The following is a 17,195-nucleotide window of genomic DNA, read 5'->3' as shown; positions in this document are numbered from 1 at the left end:
CCCGCTCGACGGCCGGAAGGGCCGGTCGGGTGAACGTCGCCCGGCATCCCGCAGGTCGCCGGAGGCTCCACCGGCAGGCTGGGAAAGGGGCCGGGCACGCCTGGGCGCGCCGCGCTGCTCAGGGCAGCGTCACGTCACCCCGCGCGGCACGGACGTGCCGTCGAGGGCGGGGTACCTACCGGTTTCGTGTGGTGCGCCCGTTCTAGATCAGCAGCACCGAGGAGCGTGTCACGGATGTCTGTGCCGACCGCGTGGCGTGCGCACCCGATGCGTCAACGGAAGTGTGCGGCAGGGGTGATGAGGCGGCGGCGCAACGGTCCAGCGGAGACTGGTCGGGGGCCTGCAGTGCCGCTCCCTGGGGAGGCTGCCCGGACAGGCACGCGCCCGACGGATGGCCGTCCGGCTGCTCATGGTGCCGCTGACCCGGCTCCGCCACGGAGGCGGTCGGCACCGCGGAGACGGCGGGCTCGGCGGCCGAAGGATGGACAACGGCACCGGCTTCGGCGACCGCGGCAGGCAGCTGACCGTCGCCGCTCTCCGCACTCAGCCCATGGCTGAACACCAATGCGAGCAGCGCCGCGAACAGGCACAGCAGCCCCACCGGGCCCGCCGAGAGGCGAGCCCGCCGCATACCGAAGGGCGACCGGGCCGTGACCATGCGGCGAGCGTAACGCCTGGGACCACGACTGGGTACGGCCCGGACGCCAAATTGGTGACAACCGGCCACACAACGGCCGGACCGCGCCTTCGCAGCGGCCCGGGGTGTGGTGAGGAGCTGCCATCCCCGTAAAGACAGGGCAAACATGCGCCCGTTGTCGGCAGGCCGCGGTGCGGGAACCGCAGGGCGCGCGGGGCATTGACCTCACCGGGTCGGGCCTTGGCTGGCGTTCCTCGGGCGCGTCTCCGGATACGGATTCCACGGCGTGACGGGCCTTGTGGGGCGTGATCGTGGGATGGCAGGGTCGGCGCCACCAAGCGCCACCACACTCGGGAGGAACCATCTCCCCGCCAGACACCGTGCCCGGGCCTGCCCTGCACGCGACCGTCCTCGGCCTGGCCAAGGCACCCGCGCCCGCCCTCGTCCTCGCCGGTGTGCTGGGCCTGCAAGGCGGCGCCGCGCTGACCACCGGCCTCTACCCCCTGGTGGGACCGGCGGGCATGGTGACGCTGCGGCTGCTGATCGCGGCGACCGTGCTGCTGGCCGTGTGGCGGCCGGGCCTACGGGGGGACCGCACGACCTGGACGCTCGCCCTGGCCGCGGGCACGCTGATCGCCGTCCACCACCTCAGCTATTACGAGGCGGTGGACCGGGTGCCGCTGGGCGTCGCGACGACCATGGAGTTCCTCGGCCCGTTCGCGATCGCGCTGATCGGTCCGCGCCGGCCGGCCGACCTGCTGTGGGCCGCCCTCGCCGCGGCGGGTGTGCTCCTGCTCAGCCGCTCCGGACTCCAACCGGACACCGCCGGGCTGCTGTTCGGCGTGCTCGCGGGCTGCTGCTGGGGCGGATACATCCTGGTCGGCAAGCGCCTGGCGGAACGCGTCCCGGACGGGCGCGGTCTGGCCCTCGCGGTCAGCTGGGGCGCGCTGCTCAGCCTCCCGTACGGCATCTCCCAGGCAGGCGCCCGGCTGCTCGACCCGGGCACCCTCGCCCTCGCCGCGGCGGTCGCGGTCCTGTCGACCGTGCTGCCCTACACCGTCCAACTGGAAGCCCTGCGACGCCTGCCGCCCGGCGTCTTCGGCGTCCTCACCAGCCTGGAACCGGCCGTCGGCGCACTCCTCGGCCTGCTGCTCCTGGGCCAGCACCTCGCCCTGCCGCAGTGGGCGGGCGTCGCGGCGGTGGCCCTGGCCTCGGCCGGCGCCAGTCGGCTCACGGGTGCATCCGAGCACCCTTGAGCACCTTGTCGACCGCGTTCCGCGGCCCGTACACCGCCAGTCCCACCAGATCCAACTGGTCGCCCGGCACGGCCCGCACGGCGGCGCGGTTGTCCCGGTCGTTGCCGGTGGCGAAGAGGTCGGAGGTGAAAACCGACTGCGGCAGGGCACGGGCCAGCCCACGGCGGTGTGCCGAGACCAGCGTCTCCTTCGTTCCCTCGAAGACCAGGACGGGCTGACGGAACATCGGCAGGTAGGCGGTGCCGTCGGCGTCGGCATATGCCTCGCCGATCACCTCCGGCAGCTCCGTACCCAGGCCGCTGACCAGGAATGCGGTCACGTTCAGCCGCTGCCAGGCATCCAGGTCCGCGCGCAGCAGAACGGCGATCTTGGTGTCGAAGCGTACGGGGGCGGTCTCGTGTGTGCTCATGTCCCCAGGCTGCCGAACGGTCCGCCCTGCCGTCTTGTACGTTCCTTGCGTGGTCAGGGGGCCGGGGTGCCTGCGGGGACGGGCGCGAGCCGGTAGGCGTTCCCTTCGGTGCGCACCCGGCCGGCGGTGGGCGGTGGGAAGTGCGTGCCCAGCAGGAGCGTTTCGCCGTCGGCCAGCTCGGAGAGCAGCGCACGGCGGGTGGTCCGGGCCTGTTCGGGGTCGATGTCGACGCAGCTGCCGAGGGCCGGGTCGGTGAACTGGACCGGGTGGTGGAGGCAGTCGCCGGTGATCAGTGCGGTGGCGCCGCCGCTGCTGATCTCCACCGCGACATGGCCGGGGGTGTGTCCGGGCGTCGGGACGAGCCGCAGACCGGCGGCGATCTCGGCACCCTGGGGCGGGACGTCCACGAGGTCCAACAGCCCGGCGTCCTCGACCGGGTGCACCGAGTCGCGGAACATCTGTCGACGCGGCTCCTCCATGTCGTATCCGGCCCAGAACTCCCGCTCGGTCCGGGAGGCGACGTAGCGGGCGTTCGGGAAGGTGGGCACCCAACCGCCGTCCTGCGCCCGGGTGTTCCACCCGACGTGGTCGGCATGGAGATGCGTCAGAACGACCAGGTCGACGAGGTCCGGGGCGAAACCCGCGGCCGTGAGGCGCGGTAGGTAGTCGGTGTGCAGATCGTGCCAGGCAGGGTTGGCGCGGGTCTTGCCGTTGCCGATCCCGGTGTCGACCAGCACCCGCAGACCGCCCACCGAGAGGGCGAAACTGTGACTGGCCAGGCGCAGTGTCCCGCTCCGGTCCGCGAAGTCGGGGCACAGCCAGTCATGCCGGGCGACCACGTCGGGGGTGGCGCCGGGCAGTAGCCAGGGGCCGGTCTCCGGCGGCAGGACGACCTCGTCGATGCGGTGGACGGTGAGGTCGCCCACGGCCCAAGTGGGCGTTGCGCGCTGGGGAGTTGACTGGCAGGGCGGGGTGGTCATGGTCGGTCCTCCTGCTGGGGCGGTGCGATCGGGGCGGGTGGGGTCGGAGCCCGGCGCTAAAAGCAATCCGTTTGCGTTAGGTCGACGGTAGGGCCTATCGTCCACTAACGCAAACATTTAGCGTTTGAGGTTCCGTCCGAGATTCCGTGACACCGGGAGACGCCCCCATGCCCCACCCCATCACCGACCTCACACCCCCGGAGGCGGCCCGCTGGGCCGAACGTTCCGGGCTTCCGTTGCCGGCCGATCGTCATGATGCCGTCGCGGCCACCGCCCAGCACATCCACTCCGTCGTCTCGGTCCTGCGGGAGCTGGACTTCGGGGAGATCCCGCCGGCAGCCTCCTACCGCGCGGGGGAGTCGCCCGATGCAGCCGTATGAGCTGTCCCTGGCCGCCGCGGCCGACGCGATCCGCGCCCGGCGGCTGTCGCCCGTGGAACTGGTCGACTCGGTGCTCGACCGCATCGCGCAGGTGGAGCCACACCTGGGCGCGTATGCGGCGGTGACCGCCGAGCGGGCCCGCGAGGCCGCCCGCGCCGCCGAGCGGGAAGCCGCCGCCGGTCGCCTCCGCGGGCCGCTGCACGGGATACCCATGGGGCTGAAGGACCTGATCGATGTCGCCGGCACGGCGACCACGGCCAGTTCCCGGGTCCGGGACGGACATCGTGCGGACGCCGACAGCACGGTCGCCGGACGCCTGGCGGCGGCCGGCGCGGTCCTCGTGGGCAAGACCCACACCCATGAGTTCGCCTACGGGCTGATCACCCCGCAGACCCGCAACGCCTGGGACGAGGGCCGGATCGCGGGCGGCTCCAGCGGCGGGTCGGCCGTCGCCGTGGCCGCGGGCGCCGCCGGCTTCGCCCTGGGCACCGACACCGGCGGATCGATCCGGGTGCCGGCCGCGCTCAACGGCGTCGTCGGCCTGAAGCCCACGTACGGGCTCGTTCCCCGGCACGGTGTCACCTCGCTGTCCTGGTCGCTGGACCACGTCGGACCGCTCGTCCGCACCGTCGAGGACGCGGCCCTGGTCCTGCCCGTGCTGGCCGGCCACGACCCGCGCGACCCGGCCTCGCTCACCACCGGCCCCACGAACCACCTTCCGCCCCGCGGAACCGACCTCACGGGGCTGCGGATCGGCGTCCCCCGCAACCACTACTTCGACCGGGTCACGACGGATGTCCTCGTCGCGGTCCGACGTGCCGTCGAACGGTTGGAGGCCCTGGGCGCACGGCTCGTCGAGGTCGAGATCCCCATGACGCGCTACCTCCAGGCGACCCACTGGGGGCTGATGGTTCCCGAGGCCACCGCGTACCACGAGCAGACCCTGCGGACGATGCCCGACCGCTACACGGACGACGTCCGCATCCTCCTGGAGGCCGGCGAACTCCTGGGCGCCGGGGACTATCTGCGGGCCCAGCGTGCGCGGACGCTGATGCGGCAGGCGTGGGCCCGGCTGTTCGACGAGGTCGACGTGATCGTGGCACCGACCGTGCCCACCGTCGCCGCACCGACCGGCGATTCCACGCTGACCTGGCCCGACGGCACGGTCGAGAGCGTCTCCGACGCCTATGTCCGCCTCTCCGCGCCCGCCAACATCACCGGAGCCCCCGCGCTGTCCCTGCCGGTGGGGCAGGACCGCGCGGGCCTGCCGATCGGGATGCAGTTGATCGGACGGCCCCTCGGTGAGCCCGATCTGCTGCGCGTGGGGCACGCCTACGAGCAGTCCGTGCCCGCGCGGACCCTCGTGGCGCCGGTCGACGGCGGCCGGGCGGACCTGGAACCAGCGGCAACGGCTCCGCGCTGACGCTTAGGGTGGTGATATGAGTCCCCGACCGATGGCACGCCCCGGAGGCCGCAGCGCCCGCGTCCAGGAAGCGGTGCACACCGCCGTACGCGAGCTGGAGGCGGAGGTGGGTCGCGAGGGCTTGACGGTGCCGCTGGTCGCCGCGCGGGCCGGGGTCACACCGTCGACGGTCTACCGCCGCTGGGGCGATCTGCGGGAGCTGCTCTCGGACGTCGCGGTCGAGCGCCTGCGCCCGGAGGCGCCGCCGGCCGACCACGGCGATCTCGCCTCCGACCTGGCGGTCTGGGCCGAGCAGTTCCTCGACGAGATGGCCTCGCCGCCCGGCCGCGCGTACATCCGCGACGCGTTGCTGGGCGACCCGGACGGCGACAACGCCGGTCGGTGCTCGGCCTACGCGGCCGACCAGATCGACGTCATCCTCGCGCGCGCAGCCGACCGTGGCGAACGGGCCCCCGACACCGAAACCCTCATCGACCACGTCGTGGCGCCCATGATGTACCGCATCCTCTTCCGCCCCGGCCCCCTGGACGCCGCCTACGCCCGCGACCTGGTGACCGCGGCCCTCGACGGTCCGGCATAACGAGACCGTCCCCGGCCCCCGGGTCCCGAGGCGGGCCCGCCAACCGCCTCGATTGGCACGGGACTTGGCGAGCGTTCTTGCGCGCCGCGCCCGTCCTGCCGCCGCGGCTGCCCGGAGATGCGCGACGCCCGACCCACGTGAGCCTGCCGATATGCCGCCTTCCCGATGCGCACGCCGGCCGTCGGCAGGCCCCGGATCGCGCAAAAGTTTAACTGTTGCACTTTTTGATTCGTTCCACTTAGTCTGGAGGCGGACCGAACCGCACCTCTCAAGAATGGGACCCCTCCATGACGAGCACACCCCGGATAGCGATCATCGGCGGCGGGCCGGCCGGCTTGTTGTGTGCCCGCGTCCTCCAGGGCCATGGCATCGAGGCGACCGTCTACGACGCGGACGCGGCCGTGGACTCCCGCGACCCGGGCGGCACGCTCGATCTGCACGCCGACGCGGGCCAGATCGCGCTGGAAGACGCCGGGCTGATGGACGCCTTCACCGCACTGGCGCGCACCGAAGGGCAGGCCAAGAGCCGTCGCGATCACCACGGCGCCGTCCTCGCCGAGTTCGTCCCCGCCGAGGGCGATGCCGCCGCGCCCGAGATCGACCGGGGTCAACTGCGCGCGATGCTCCACGACCACCTGCGACCGGGCACCGTCCGATGGGGGCACAAGCTGGTCCGGGCGACTCCGGTCGGCGGCGGGGTGCACCGGCTCGCGTTCGCCAACGGCGCCGGCGCGGAAGCGGACCTCGTCATCGGGGCCGACGGCGCGTGGTCCAGGGTGCGGCCGCTCCTCACCGACGCGGCGCCGCAGTACCTGGGCGTGGCCTTCCTGGACGCCCGGTTCGACGACGTCGACGCCAGGCACCCCGAGGTCGCCGCGCTCGTCGGCGACGGGCACCTGTTCGCCAACGACGGCGACGGCCGCGCGGTGATCGTGCAACGCAACAGCAACGGCGTCGTCCGCGGCTATGTGGCCTTTCGTGCCGAGCTCGACTGGCACGTCCGCGCCGGTGTGGATCTCGCCGACCGCGCGGCCGTCCGGTCCTTCCTCCTACGGGAGTTCGGCCACTGGTCCACCGAAATGCGCCCGCTGCTCACCGCCAACGACGGCGACCACGTCCCCCGCTCCTTCTGGGCCCTCCCCGCTCCGCTGGTCTGGGAACGCGTCCCCGGTGTCACCCTGATCGGCGACGCCGCCCACCTCATGGCGCCGTTCGGCGGTCACGGCACGAACCTCGCCCTGCTCGACGGCGCCGAACTCGCGCACGCCCTGGCCGAAGCGGCCACCGTCGACGACGCGCTGGCACGCTACGAGGCGACGATGTTCCCCCGCGCCGGAGAGCTGGCGACGGGCGCCAACGGCGGCCTCCGGGCGTTCTTCGCCACGACGTCCCCCGACGCGCCGCATCTGCCGCCGGACCACGCCGAGGAGCACCGCAACTACGAAGCCAGGGCGGCGGAATACCGGCGCCGACGGGCCGAGGAGAAGCGAGCGGCGGGCGCTCGGGGCGCGGCCTAGGTCCTGCCGGCGCCCGGTTCAGCTCCCGCCGGGCTCGCCGGAGGTCGCCGACCAGCCGTGTTCGAGCAGGTCGAAGGCCCGGTTGACGGCGGCCTCGGGGTCCGGACCGTCGTGTCCGAGGTCGCGCGCTTCCAAGGCGAAGTGGGCGAGCGCCCGGCAGGCCGGGTCGTCGGCGGGTGCGCCGATCTCCTCGGCGATCGCCGCCGCCAGATCGATCTCGTGCTGCATCCACATCCGACGGGAATAGGCACGCAGCGCCGGGGTGTTCTCGACGAGTTCCAGAAGCTGGGTGAAGCGGGGATCACCGTGCTCGCCCTTGGGCAGCCGGGCGTGCAGGACATGGTCGCGCAGGGCCCCGGGGATCGACCGCCCGGCCGGACGGTCCCGTACGGCGGCGAGCAGTGCGTCCCTGATCTCGTCGCCCTCGTCGAAGACCAGCGCCTCCTTGCCCGGAAAGTGCTTGAAGAGGGTGGTGGTCGAGACATCGGCGGCCTCGGCGATGTCCCGGATGCCCACCTGGTCGTAGCCGTGCTCCACGAAGAGCCGCAGGGCCGCGTCGGCCAGTGCCTTGCGGGTGGCTGCCTTCTTGCGCTCGCGCCGGCCCAGCCGGGGACCCTCGCTCGTGGAATCGGTCATGCCGTCATGATACGGGCGGGGTGACCGGAGCCAAGAAGTGCACGGTTCAACCGTGAGTTCAACCGCGAGTGTTCCGCGGCGCAGTTACGAACGAGGCCGGCGAACACGGTCAGGCGCGGGAGGTGTCGATGACGCAGAAGCGGTTGTCGTCGGGATCGGCGAGGACGATGAAGTCGGCGTCGTCCGGATAGCAGTCCCAGTCGACGCGTTGGGCACCCAGTGACACCAGGCGCTCGACCTCGGCGGCCTGATCGGTCGCGTCCCCGGCATAGAGGTCGAGATGGATCCGCGGGTATTCCTGAACCGGGGACTCGCTGAGGCCGAGGGACAACTGCACTCCGGCCCCCTCCTTCGGTACCAGCACCACCCAGTCGTCCGCCATCTCCTCGCGCGGGACGTACCCCAGGGCCGCCGTCCAGAACGCCGCCGCACGGGGGACGTCCGCGACACCCAACACCACCGATCCGACTCTCAGCATGGGGCGATGATGCCGCACGGCGATGGGGCTCGGCGAACGGGGCACGACGTCCGGCGCCTCCCGCTCCCCGGCCGGCCGGTGCGGCACAGTGGGGCCGTGGACACCGACGACAGGGGCCTGTTGGCCCGGGCCCGCGTGGCGACCAGACTGCCGGCCCAGGACCTGGACCGGGCCCGGCGCTTCTACTCCGAGCAACTCGGGCTCGAACCCGTCGACGAACGCCCCGGCGGCCTGCTGTATCGGTGCGGGGGCGTGGACTTCGTCCTGTTCCGGTCGGCGGGCAGCTCGGCCGGTGCCTTCACACAGATGGCCTGGGAGGTCGACGACATCGAGGCGGTGGTGGCGGAACTCAGGGGCCGCGGTGTGGTGTTCGAGGACGTCGACCTGCCCGGACTGCTGGGCGGCGGGCGGACCACGGACGGCATCGCCGAGGTGCGGGGGAACTACCCGAGCAAGGGCGCTCGTGGGGAACGCGGTGCCTGGTTCCGCGACAGCGAGGGGAACATGCTGGCCATCGGTCAGCCCGTGTACTGACGCCTGGCCCGGGACCGGCGACCCCCTCGGCGGTGGGGCGCCGAAGGGACCGCTGTCGGGGTGCCGGTGGTCGACTGGTGCTGTCTGGCTAGCGGTTCTGTGCCCACCACGCCGCGAGGCCGATGACCGCGGTGCCGAGTGCGTAGGACGCACCGCGCAGGAAGTTGGTGGCAACGAGCCGGCCGTAGCGGCGCCATGGGTTCCGGAAACGGGTGGTTGTCGGCTGACGGCCCTCCATCGTCTGCATCGGGAGCCCCTCTCGTGAACGCGGAGAACAGCGACGGTTCCACAGGGGGAGCCCCGATCGGGCAGCGTCGGTCGCCGGACTCCCGATCACGGGCTCCCTTGCGTTACCTGCAAGCTTACGAGGTTGTGCGCTTGTGAACACGGTGCGTCGCCCGGCGCGTCCTGACGGGATCCGATGGATGTGCGGCCGCGTCGCCCTGTGGCCGAACCTTCGGCGGGGCGGAGGTCGGCATGAACTCCGCTGGTTCCGGGGGAGTTTGGAGCTGCGTTCGTGGTCGCAGTGATGATCGCGGCCGTAGTCGCAGACCGGTCGTCGGCGCGGTCGCGGTTGGGGCGGCGACTTCCCTAATCGCCGTCGCCGCTGTCGTTGCCGTCCGCGGCGTCGTCGCGCTGGGCCAGGAGGGCGGGGAGCAGGCCGGGAAAGGCGCGGTCGAACTCCTCCAGGCGCAGGGTGTTCATGCGTGAGGTGCCCGCGTAGTACTGCCGGATCAGGCCGGCCTCGCGGAGCACGTGGAAGTGGTGGGTGGCGGTGGACTTGCTGACCGGCAGGTCGACGGTGCCGCAGGCGACGTCCCGCCCGGCCGCGTGGAGCTGGCGGACGATGCTGCGGCGCACCGGATCGACCAGCGCCTCCAGGACCTGCTGGAGGGTGATCGTGGTGATGTCGGGGTGCGGCGGGGTGCGATCCCTGCCCCCGCGCTCTGCTGCTGTCGTTGCCGTCATCGTCTGGTGACCTCCCGCGCACATTGTACGAGACGCGTCAAACTTTGACGATCATCAAGGTTTGATGGGCGTCAAGGTTTGATGAGTATAGAAGTTTGACAGTGGTCGTACTTTGCGCTTGAGTGAAGCCGCGGTGGCGCCGCTCGGCGTCGCCGGCACTGAACGAAAGGAAGATCAGCCATGGCCAGAATCGTGCGGTTCCACGAAACCGGCGGGCCGGACGTGCTGCGGCTGGAGGACGTGGAGATCGGCGAGCCCGGTCCCGACGAGGTGGTCATCCGGGTCGAGGCGTTCGGCCTCAACCGCGCCGAGGTGATGTTCCGCAGCGGCAACTACATCGAATCCGCCCGGAAGTTCCCCGCCCGGCTCGGCACGGAGGCGTCGGGCGTCGTCGAAGCCGTCGGGGCGCAGGTGACGGGATTCGCGGTCGGCGACCCGATCAGCGTGGTGCCTGCCTTCTCGATGAACGACCACGGCGTCTACGGGGAGCGCACGATCGTGCCTGCCGCGGCACTCGTGCACCGGCCGGAGGAGATCGGCGCCGTCGAGGGTGCGGCGGTCTGGATGCCCTATGTGACGGCCTACGGCGCCCTGGTCGAGGTCGGTGGCATGCGGGCCGGGGACACCGTCGTGATCACCGCGGCCTCCAGCAGCGTGGGCCTGGCGGCGATCCAGACGGCGCTGCGCGTCGGGGCGGTGCCCATCGCCACGACCCGCACCGGAGCCAAGAAGAAGGCGCTGCTCGCGGCGGGGGCGGCGGACGTCGTCGTCACCGACGAGGAGGACGTGGTGGAGCGGGTGCTCGGCCTGACCGACGGCCGGGGCGCCGAGTTCGTCTTCGACGCGATCGCGGGTCCCGGCGTGCTGGACCTCGCCAAGGTCGTCGCTCCCGGCGGCACCCTCATCGAATACGGCGCCCTGAGCGGCGAGACGACCCCCTACCCGGCGTTCGACCTGGGGATGCCCGCCCTGAACATGCGCACCTACACGCTCTTCGAGACGACCACCGATCCGCAACGGCTGCGCCGGGCCGAGGCGTTCGTGGCGTCCGGGCTGCGCTCCGGGGCGTTCAAGCCCGTCGTGGACCGGGTCTTCGGCCTGGAAGAGATCGCCGACGCGCATCGTTACATGGAGGCGGGAGCCCAGGTCGGCAAGATCGTCGTCACGGTCGATCACTGAGGGGAGGGGACGGCGTCAGGCGGCCGTGACCGTGGTCGTGGCCGTGGGCTGACGGGGTGCCGCGCGGGGTCTCGGGGCGCACGTACCGGGATCGGCCGGTTGGCGGGGCGGACTGTTGGGCCGGGGGCGGCCGGGGGTACCTCGCCTGGGGGTTGCCGACCGCGGCACCCCGGAACCCGGAAGCGAAGGAGCCGCTGTGAAGTTCGGGGTATCGACCTTCCTCACCGACCAGGGGATCGCGCCGGCCGCCCTGGGGCGTGCCGTGGACGAGCGCGGACTCGACTCCCTGTTCATCGCCGAGCACACCCACATCCCGGTGGACCGGCGCACGCCGTACCCGCGCGGCGGCGAACTTCCCGAGATCTACTACCGCACCCTCGACCCGTTCGTCGCGCTGGCCGCGGTCGCCGCGGTCACCGAACGGCTCCTTCTGGGCACCGGCATCGCGCTGGTGGCCCAGCGGGACCCGATCATCACGGCCAAGGAGGTGGCCTCGCTGGACCTGGTCTCCGGCGGGAGGGCGGTCTTCGGGGTCGGCATCGGCTGGAACAGGGAGGAGATGGCCAACCACGGTACGGACCCGCGGACCCGGGGCCGCCTGGTGGACGAGCGACTGCGGGCCATCCGGGAACTGTGGACGCGGGAGAAGGCCGAGTTCCACGGGGAGTTCGTGGATTTCGACCCCGTCTACTCCTGGCCGAAGCCGGTCCGGCAGCCGCATCCGCCGATCTATGTGGGCGGGGGCGAGGGCGCCTTCCGCCGGGTGGCCGCGCTCGGTGACGCCTGGTTGGCCAACGGCACCCCGCCCGAGGAACTGGGGCCGCAGATCGAGCGGCTGCGCAGCCTCGCGGGCCGGGACGTGCCGGTGACCGTCTACGGGGTCCCGCAGGATCCGGAGGTACTCGAACGGTACGCACGGCTCGGCGTGGAACGGGTGCTGTTCTACCTGCCGACGGTGCCGGAGGCCGAGACGCTGCCGCACCTCGACCGGTTCGCCGACGTCGCCGGGCGCTTCCGGTGAACGGGTTGGGGGAGCAGTGCCGGCGATGACCCCGGGGCGGGCCCGGCAGCGTTTCGCCGAGGCCCGGGTCGCCCGGCTGGCCACCGTCGATGCCGAGGGCCGCCCGCACCTGGTGCCGGTGGTGTTCGCCGTGACCGGCGACACGCTCGCCTTCGCCGTGGACCACAAGCCCAAGCGGGTCACCGAGCTGAAGCGCCTGGCCAACATCCGCCGGCATCCAGGAGTCTGCCTCCTCGTCGACGAATACGGCGAGGACTGGGACCGCCTGTGGTGGGCACGGGCGGACGGCACCGCCACCGTGCTGCCACCGGCGGACCGGTCGGCGGCGTCCGCGCGCCATGTGCAACTGCTGGTGGAGAAGTACCGCCCGCAGTACGCCGACCGTAGCCCGAGCGGGCCCGTGGTGGAGGTTGACGTGGAGCGGTGGTCCGGATGGAGTGCCGCATGAATCCGCATGGCGTGCCACGGGAAGGGGCCGGCCGCCGGCTGGTTGCCGACCGGCCGCGGGGTCCGGCAACCTGGATCGCCGCGGCCTGTGCGGAGTTCCGCCGTGACGCCGGCGCCGCCTACTTCCCCGGCGGCATGGGCGGCTGAGGACGGCCGGCCGCGAAGGAGGCACATCGGTGACCGACGTTCCCGTACGGCGGCTGGCGCTTCTCGGCGGGGGCTTCTCCACGGACGCCGACGGGTTGTTGGACGACTGGGTTCTCCGCCACGCGCGCACGCCGCGGCCCAAGGTGTGTTTCCTGCCGACCGCCAGTGGCGACGCGGCCGGTTATATCGGGCGGTTCCTTGCCGCCTTCGGTCCGCGTGACTGCGCGCCCGGCGTGCTGCCGCTGTTCCGGCGCGAGCTCGACGACGACGCCCTGCGCGCACTCGTGCTCGCTCAGGACGTGATCTACGTGGGGGGCGGCAACACCGCCAACCTCCTGGCGGTCTGGCGGGCCCACGGCATGGACCGGCTGCTCGTCGAGGCATATGAACGCGGCACCCTGCTGTGCGGGATCAGCGCCGGCGCCAACTGCTGGGCCGAGGGCTCGCACACCGACTCCTTCGGTCCGCTGACGTGCCTGCCGGACGGGCTGGGCCTGCTGCCCGGCTCGGTCTGCCCGCACTACGACAGCGAACCGGGGCGCCGGGCCTCCTACCGGGCCGCCGTGGCCGGCGGCGCACTGCCGGCCGGGTGGGCGCTGGAGGACGGCGTCGCCGCGCTCTTCACCGACGGCCTGCTGACCGAAACGGTGAGCCGCACCGCACAGGCCCGCCTCCACCGCCTCCAGCCGGACGGACAAGGGGGAGCGCACGAGCGCCCGTTGCCGAGCCGTCGGCTCCCATCCACGAAGTGACGTGGCACGACGACTTGAAACTCACGCGACGTGAGGATGCAGGCTTGAGCCATGACTCCCTCCACCACCTGGAAAGTGGGTCCGCTTGCCGCTGCCAGCGGTCTCACCGTGCGCACCCTCCACCACTGGGACACCATCGGCCTGCTCAGCCCCTCGCAGCGCACCGCGGGCGGGCACCGCGAGTACACCGAGGACGATCTCGTCCGCCTCTACCAAGTGCTCGCGCTCCGCGGCCTGGGGCTGGGCCTGGACACCATCGCCGTCTGCCTGGACACCGGAGTGGACCCGGAGCGCCTGGTACGGGACCACTTGGCGAGTGTCGAAGCATCCATCACCGCGCTCGACGTCCTGCGACAGCGGCTGGTCCGGCTCGGCGACAGGCTGGCGGGCGACCAGCCCCCGACGGCCAATGTGCTGCTCGAAGCGCTGCAGGCGATCGGCGCCGCCGGCCCCGAAGGTGAGCACACGCTGCGCCGCCATCTGGACGCCGATCGGATAGAGACACTGCGGTTGCGCGCCGCGGCACTTGGGCCCGCGGTCCACTATCTGCTCGAAGTCGAATGGCCCGAGCTGTACCGCCGGGCGGACCGGCTCCGTACCGACGGCACTCCGCCCACCGATCCGAAGATCCGCCGCCTGGTGGCGCGCATGGACGAGTTGAGCGCGATGTTCTCCGGTGGAGACGCCGATATCGCCAACGGTGTGCGGGATGCCTGGCACGACGACCCGGCCGCCATGTCCGGGGACCCCGCCGCCCCTGCCGACGACTGGCGGGAGCTGTCCGCCTACCTGGACACCGTCCGCCGCCAAGGCGCCTGACCGGCAACCCTCCCCTCCTGGTAGCTGCACCCGTACCTGTACCGGTACCTGCCTCTGCCCCGTTCCCTCTCCCTCGAAGGGTCCAATCCGTCCATGAACCGTCGAACCCGCCGGCGCATCGCCCTGGCCTCAACCTTCCCCACTCTCCTGACCGTTCCGCTCTGCGCCCTCCTGGTCGCGCTCGGCCTCATGCCGTGGACGATCCTTCTCGCCGTCCCGATCGCGCTCGCCGTACAGGTCGCCATCACCTTGACCCGGCTCCGCTCGGCCTCATCCAACGGTAGGTAATGGGAAGGGAAAGGTATTGTCATGTCCATTCAACGCGCGTAGCGTGCGGCGCGGCAGGTGCGGTTTCCTCGAAAGGAGTCTCTCCAACCCCCCACATTTCAGGAGACGTTGATGCCCCGCGCTGCCCTCGGCCTGCCCGCCGCCGCAGTTGTCGTCGTCGGACTCTGCGCCGCCCCGGCGCTCGCCGAACCGCCGGCTCCGCCGTCGACATCGACCGCCCGCGCGGAACTGTCGGCCCTGCAGGTGGCCGCCCCGCATTCCATGGACGGCTACTCCCGCGACAAGTTCTCCATATGGTCCAAGCAGCCCGACGGTTGCACCACCCGCCAGGAGGTCCTCGCCCGGGACGGCAAGGACGTCCAGGACAAGCCGGGCGGCTGTCAGCCGTCCAGTGGGTCGTGGTACTCCGCCTACGACGACACCACCGTCACCGACGTCGGCCAGGCAACCATCGACCACATGGTTCCCCTGGCCGAGGCCTGGCGGTCCGGCGCCGACACCTGGACCGACGACCAGCGCAAGGCTTTCGGGAACGACCTGAAGGACCCCCAGCTGCTGATCGCCTCGGAATCCTCCAACAGCTCCAAGGGCGACAGTGGCCCCGCCGACTGGAAGCCCACCAACCACGGCTTCTGGTGCACGTACGCAAAGGACTACACCCACATCAAGTCCGTCTGGAAGCTGACCACGACCGACAACGAGAAGAAGGCCATCTCCTCGATGCTCGACAGCTGCACCAACTGACCCGGCGGCCCAGGGCCTCGGGCCCTGGGCCGCCGGCACGAGGCCACCCGGACCTCCGCTCGCGCCGGCCTTGCCTACCGACGCGTAGCGTGCTGCCCTTGATGTGAAGTGGCCTGCATCAAGGGGGAGTTGTGGCTACCTTCCGAAACGCGTGCGGCGAGTGCCGCTACATCACACCGTGGCTCGCCGAGTCGGAGGCGGAGCGGCGCATCGTCGACCACTACGCCCGACACCATCCGGACCTCATGCCCGGCGGAGGTCAACAGATCAGGGCCGGCGGCGGTGGCGGCGGTGGCTGTGGCGGCTGCGGCGCCATCGCGGTCGGCGTGCTCGTCCTTTTGATCATCCTTGCCCTGGCCGGTCAGAAGTAGGGCGGCCGGCGGCCACGGAGGACTGAGGACTGGGCAACGGCGGTTCCTCCGGCCGTCGCACAGGCCGATTCCATGGACCACCACTCCATACTCGATCGAGGTCGGTGGCGCCCTCGGTGCTTCGGGCGCGCCCGAGTGCACCAGCACCTGCCAGGGTGCGCACGCCGCGGACCAGGTGCTCCAGGCCATCGCCAACGGTGGCACCGGCGTTCCGCGCTCGCCGGTGAACGGCATGTGCTACGAAACCGGCGCCTGTGCCTGCCGATACCGCCATGGGCCGAGGGTGCGTTGCCGATGCCACGGAAGGCGTTGCCGAGGACTTCTGGACGGTGTTTCCGAGCCAGATGACGATCGTTGCCGGTATGCGCCCTGGCCCGCCGGGCCGGCGTCTGAGACGCTCGTCGGGCACCTCGACCAGGCACCACGTCAGACGGCTTACGCGACGGAGGAAGACGGGATGCCCCGACCGTTCGACGGAGTGCGGATACTCGATCTCACGCACGTTCTCGCCGGACCGTTCGCCACCTATCAGCTGGCGGTACTCGGTGCCGACGTGATCAAGATCGAGCCGCCGGACCGGCCGGACTTCGTGCGGTTCAAGGGGCCGGATCCCGCGCTCAACCGCCAGCGGCGAGGGGTGAACTACCAGGTCCAGGGCGGCAGCAAGCGGGCCATGGCGCTGGACCTGAAGACGCCGGGCGGTCGGCGGGTCTTCCGGCGCATGGTCCGTACGGCCGATGTCGTGGTGGAGAACTACCGGGCCGGGGCACTGGAGGAACTCGGCCTGGGGCCCGGGCGGTTGGCCCGGCTCAATCCGCGCCTGATCCACTGCTCGATGACCGGCTACGGGCAGCAGGGCCCGCGTGCCGGGGTGACCGCCTATGACAACGTGATCCAGGCGGCCTCGGGAATCATCGACCGCTGCGGCGGCCACAAGCCCGACCTCCCGTTCGTCGACTACGCCAGCGGCTACAACGCCGCCTTCGCGATCGCCGCGGCCCTGTACGGCCGGGACCGCGACGGCCGTGGCCAGCGGATCGACTGCTCGATGCTCGACACCGCCCTGATGCTGATGGGCCCGCACCTGGCGGCTCATCTGCACGCACCGGACTGGCAGGCGCCACCGGAAGCCGGGCTGGGCGCGTACCGCACCGCGGACGGGGTGTTCGTCCTGGGCACCCCGACGCCCGACCAGAACCGCAGACTGTGGACCGCGCTGGCGAGCGAGGGCCACGATCACCCGCAATTTCGCGACCTCGCCGACTTCGAGAGCCTGTACCGCCACAGCCAGGCCATGCGCCAGGCGCTGGCAGGCGTCTTCCTGAGTCGTACCGCGGCCGCATGGGAGGACTGGGTCCACGCACACGGCCTGCCCGGAGAACGCCTCCGCACCCTTGCCGAGATCACCGCCGACGACCAGCTCGGCCACCGCCCCTTTCTGCACCCCGGCGTGAACGGTGACCCGACGGTTCCGGTCGCGGCGTTCGCCTACGCCCACGACGGCCCGGAGCGCGACCGTCCGGCGCCCGCCGTCGGCGAACACACCCTGGAGATACTGGAGGAGGTCGGCTTCACCACGACAGAGGTCGAAGCCCTCAAGGCGGAAGGCGCCGTCCGGTGAGCGCAGG

Annotated in this window: 23 protein-coding genes; 16 read left to right on the top strand and 7 right to left on the bottom strand. The window is 71.7% G+C overall.

The annotated features are described in order from the left end of the window. Nucleotides 1-202: 202 nt before the first annotated feature. A complete protein-coding gene (locus K2224_RS18780; RefSeq protein ID WP_221907674.1) occupies nt 203-658 on the bottom strand; it encodes a hypothetical protein in 456 nt (151 codons plus the stop codon). A 359-nt stretch (nt 659-1,017) separates the two neighbouring features. Between K2224_RS18780 and K2224_RS18775 the strand changes: the two genes are divergently transcribed. Further along, a complete protein-coding gene (locus tag K2224_RS18775; protein WP_221907673.1) occupies nt 1,018-1,893 on the top strand; it encodes a DMT family transporter in 876 nt (291 codons plus the stop codon). Here the strand turns inward: K2224_RS18775 and K2224_RS18770 are convergent. Together K2224_RS18770 and K2224_RS18765 are read right to left on the bottom strand one after the other, a co-directional pair. Beyond that, the gene (locus K2224_RS18770; RefSeq protein WP_221907672.1) at nt 1,868-2,302 is read right to left on the bottom strand and encodes a DUF2000 domain-containing protein; all 435 of its coding nucleotides are present in this window, start codon (nt 2,300-2,302) and stop codon (nt 1,868-1,870) included. The genes K2224_RS18775 and K2224_RS18770 overlap by 26 nt on opposite strands. A 53-nt stretch (nt 2,303-2,355) precedes the next feature. Beyond that, a complete protein-coding gene (locus tag K2224_RS18765; RefSeq protein WP_221907671.1) occupies nt 2,356-3,282 on the bottom strand; it encodes an MBL fold metallo-hydrolase in 927 nt (308 codons plus the stop codon). 167 nt (nt 3,283-3,449) lie between these two features. On the opposite strand from K2224_RS18765, the gene K2224_RS18760 reads away from it, so the two are divergent. From K2224_RS18760 to K2224_RS18745, 4 genes are all read left to right on the top strand, one after another. Beyond that, entirely contained in the window at nt 3,450-3,662 is a 213-nt protein-coding gene (locus K2224_RS18760) for a hypothetical protein (protein ID WP_221907670.1), read from the top strand. Continuing rightward, entirely contained in the window at nt 3,649-5,085 is a 1,437-nt protein-coding gene (locus tag K2224_RS18755) for an amidase (protein WP_221907669.1), read from the top strand. The genes K2224_RS18760 and K2224_RS18755 overlap by 14 nt, the downstream gene beginning before the upstream one ends. Nucleotides 5,086-5,116: 31 nt before the next feature. Further along, on the top strand, nt 5,117-5,665 hold the full coding sequence (locus K2224_RS18750) for a TetR/AcrR family transcriptional regulator (protein ID WP_221907668.1): 549 nt from the start codon (nt 5,117-5,119) through the stop codon (nt 5,663-5,665). 287 nt (nt 5,666-5,952) lie between these two features. Next, on the top strand, nt 5,953-7,182 hold the full coding sequence (locus tag K2224_RS18745; protein WP_221907667.1) for an NAD(P)/FAD-dependent oxidoreductase: 1,230 nt from the start codon (nt 5,953-5,955) through the stop codon (nt 7,180-7,182). An 18-nt stretch (nt 7,183-7,200) separates the two neighbouring features. Here the strand turns inward: K2224_RS18745 and K2224_RS18740 are convergent, their stop codons facing one another. Beyond that, entirely contained in the window at nt 7,201-7,818 is a 618-nt protein-coding gene (locus K2224_RS18740; RefSeq protein WP_221907666.1) for a TetR/AcrR family transcriptional regulator, read from the bottom strand. 109 nt (nt 7,819-7,927) lie between these two features. Then, entirely contained in the window at nt 7,928-8,296 is a 369-nt protein-coding gene (locus tag K2224_RS18735) for a VOC family protein (RefSeq protein WP_221907665.1), read from the bottom strand. A gap of 96 nt (nt 8,297-8,392) precedes the next feature. Between K2224_RS18735 and K2224_RS18730 the strand changes: the two genes are divergently transcribed. Further along, a complete protein-coding gene (locus K2224_RS18730; protein ID WP_221907664.1) occupies nt 8,393-8,830 on the top strand; it encodes a VOC family protein in 438 nt (145 codons plus the stop codon). Between the two features lie 88 nt (nt 8,831-8,918). Here the strand turns inward: K2224_RS18730 and K2224_RS18725 are convergent, their stop codons facing one another. Beyond that, the gene (locus K2224_RS18725; protein ID WP_018539529.1) at nt 8,919-9,077 is read right to left on the bottom strand and encodes a hypothetical protein; all 159 of its coding nucleotides are present in this window, start codon (nt 9,075-9,077) and stop codon (nt 8,919-8,921) included. Nucleotides 9,078-9,421: 344 nt separating this feature from the next. Next, nucleotides 9,422-9,799, bottom strand: coding sequence for a helix-turn-helix transcriptional regulator (locus K2224_RS18720; RefSeq protein ID WP_221907663.1), 378 nt, complete (start codon nt 9,797-9,799; stop codon nt 9,422-9,424). Between the two features lie 180 nt (nt 9,800-9,979). Here K2224_RS18720 and K2224_RS18715 point away from each other — a divergent pair, with 180 nt between their 5' ends. The 10 genes from K2224_RS18715 to K2224_RS18670 all read left to right on the top strand — a co-directional run bounded on the left by K2224_RS18715 (nt 9,980) and on the right by K2224_RS18670 (nt 17,188). Beyond that, nucleotides 9,980-10,978, top strand: coding sequence for a zinc-dependent alcohol dehydrogenase family protein (locus K2224_RS18715; RefSeq protein ID WP_221907662.1), 999 nt, complete (start codon nt 9,980-9,982; stop codon nt 10,976-10,978). Between the two features lie 196 nt (nt 10,979-11,174). After that, nucleotides 11,175-11,999: an LLM class F420-dependent oxidoreductase gene (locus tag K2224_RS18710; protein ID WP_221907661.1), complete on the top strand. Its 825-nt coding sequence runs from the start codon at nt 11,175-11,177 to the stop codon at nt 11,997-11,999. 16 nt (nt 12,000-12,015) lie between these two features. Beyond that, nucleotides 12,016-12,447 carry a TIGR03668 family PPOX class F420-dependent oxidoreductase gene (locus K2224_RS18705; RefSeq protein ID WP_398193465.1) on the top strand — a complete coding sequence of 144 codons (432 nt, stop codon included), beginning with the start codon at nt 12,016-12,018 and terminating at the stop codon, nt 12,445-12,447. Beyond that, a complete protein-coding gene (locus K2224_RS18700) occupies nt 12,444-12,593 on the top strand; it encodes a hypothetical protein (RefSeq protein WP_221907659.1) in 150 nt (49 codons plus the stop codon). Before K2224_RS18705 ends, K2224_RS18700 begins: the two co-directional genes overlap by 4 nt. 29 nt (nt 12,594-12,622) lie before the next feature. Continuing rightward, nucleotides 12,623-13,345 carry a peptidase E gene (locus K2224_RS18695; RefSeq protein ID WP_221907658.1) on the top strand — a complete coding sequence of 241 codons (723 nt, stop codon included), beginning with the start codon at nt 12,623-12,625 and terminating at the stop codon, nt 13,343-13,345. Nucleotides 13,346-13,396: 51 nt separating this feature from the next. After that, a complete protein-coding gene (locus K2224_RS18690) occupies nt 13,397-14,164 on the top strand; it encodes a MerR family transcriptional regulator (protein ID WP_221907657.1) in 768 nt (255 codons plus the stop codon). A gap of 93 nt (nt 14,165-14,257) precedes the next feature. Beyond that, the gene (locus K2224_RS18685) at nt 14,258-14,452 is read left to right on the top strand and encodes a hypothetical protein (protein WP_221907656.1); all 195 of its coding nucleotides are present in this window, start codon (nt 14,258-14,260) and stop codon (nt 14,450-14,452) included. Between the two features lie 111 nt (nt 14,453-14,563). Further along, nucleotides 14,564-15,196, top strand: a complete 633-nt coding sequence (locus K2224_RS18680; protein WP_221907655.1) for an HNH endonuclease family protein — start codon at nt 14,564-14,566, stop codon at nt 15,194-15,196. Nucleotides 15,197-15,327: 131 nt separating this feature from the next. Beyond that, on the top strand, nt 15,328-15,567 hold the full coding sequence (locus K2224_RS18675; protein WP_221907654.1) for a hypothetical protein: 240 nt from the start codon (nt 15,328-15,330) through the stop codon (nt 15,565-15,567). Nucleotides 15,568-16,024: 457 nt separating this feature from the next. Then, entirely contained in the window at nt 16,025-17,188 is a 1,164-nt protein-coding gene (locus K2224_RS18670; protein ID WP_221907653.1) for a CaiB/BaiF CoA-transferase family protein, read from the top strand. Nucleotides 17,189-17,195: the final 7 nt, after the last annotated feature.

The sequence above is a fragment of the Streptomyces sp. BHT-5-2 genome (assembly GCF_019774615.1).
Classification (GTDB): domain Bacteria; phylum Actinomycetota; class Actinomycetes; order Streptomycetales; family Streptomycetaceae; genus Streptomyces.
Note: the sequence above shows the minus strand (reverse complement) of the source record. Positions and strands in the feature narration are given on the sequence as shown.

Coding starts and splice junctions, on each gene's coding strand:
- K2224_RS18745 (WP_221907667.1), top strand. CDS start 5,953: ATGACGAGCACACCCCGGATAGCGATCATCGGCGGCGGGCCGGCCGGC.
- K2224_RS18755 (WP_221907669.1), top strand. CDS start 3,649: ATGCAGCCGTATGAGCTGTCCCTGGCCGCCGCGGCCGACGCGATCCGC.
- K2224_RS18740 (WP_221907666.1), bottom strand. CDS start 7,818: ATGACCGATTCCACGAGCGAGGGTCCCCGGCTGGGCCGGCGCGAGCGC.
- K2224_RS18735 (WP_221907665.1), bottom strand. CDS start 8,296: ATGCTGAGAGTCGGATCGGTGGTGTTGGGTGTCGCGGACGTCCCCCGT.
- K2224_RS18720 (WP_221907663.1), bottom strand. CDS start 9,799: ATGACGGCAACGACAGCAGCAGAGCGCGGGGGCAGGGATCGCACCCCG.
- K2224_RS18670 (WP_221907653.1), top strand. CDS start 16,025: ATGCCCCGACCGTTCGACGGAGTGCGGATACTCGATCTCACGCACGTT.
- K2224_RS18765 (WP_221907671.1), bottom strand. CDS start 3,282: ATGACCACCCCGCCCTGCCAGTCAACTCCCCAGCGCGCAACGCCCACT.
- K2224_RS18680 (WP_221907655.1), top strand. CDS start 14,564: ATGCCCCGCGCTGCCCTCGGCCTGCCCGCCGCCGCAGTTGTCGTCGTC.
- K2224_RS18770 (WP_221907672.1), bottom strand. CDS start 2,302: ATGAGCACACACGAGACCGCCCCCGTACGCTTCGACACCAAGATCGCC.
- K2224_RS18715 (WP_221907662.1), top strand. CDS start 9,980: ATGGCCAGAATCGTGCGGTTCCACGAAACCGGCGGGCCGGACGTGCTG.
- K2224_RS18700 (WP_221907659.1), top strand. CDS start 12,444: ATGAATCCGCATGGCGTGCCACGGGAAGGGGCCGGCCGCCGGCTGGTT.
- K2224_RS18760 (WP_221907670.1), top strand. CDS start 3,450: ATGCCCCACCCCATCACCGACCTCACACCCCCGGAGGCGGCCCGCTGG.
- K2224_RS18725 (WP_018539529.1), bottom strand. CDS start 9,077: ATGCAGACGATGGAGGGCCGTCAGCCGACAACCACCCGTTTCCGGAAC.
- K2224_RS18780 (WP_221907674.1), bottom strand. CDS start 658: ATGGTCACGGCCCGGTCGCCCTTCGGTATGCGGCGGGCTCGCCTCTCG.
- K2224_RS18685 (WP_221907656.1), top strand. CDS start 14,258: ATGAACCGTCGAACCCGCCGGCGCATCGCCCTGGCCTCAACCTTCCCC.
- K2224_RS18690 (WP_221907657.1), top strand. CDS start 13,397: ATGACTCCCTCCACCACCTGGAAAGTGGGTCCGCTTGCCGCTGCCAGC.
- K2224_RS18750 (WP_221907668.1), top strand. CDS start 5,117: ATGGCACGCCCCGGAGGCCGCAGCGCCCGCGTCCAGGAAGCGGTGCAC.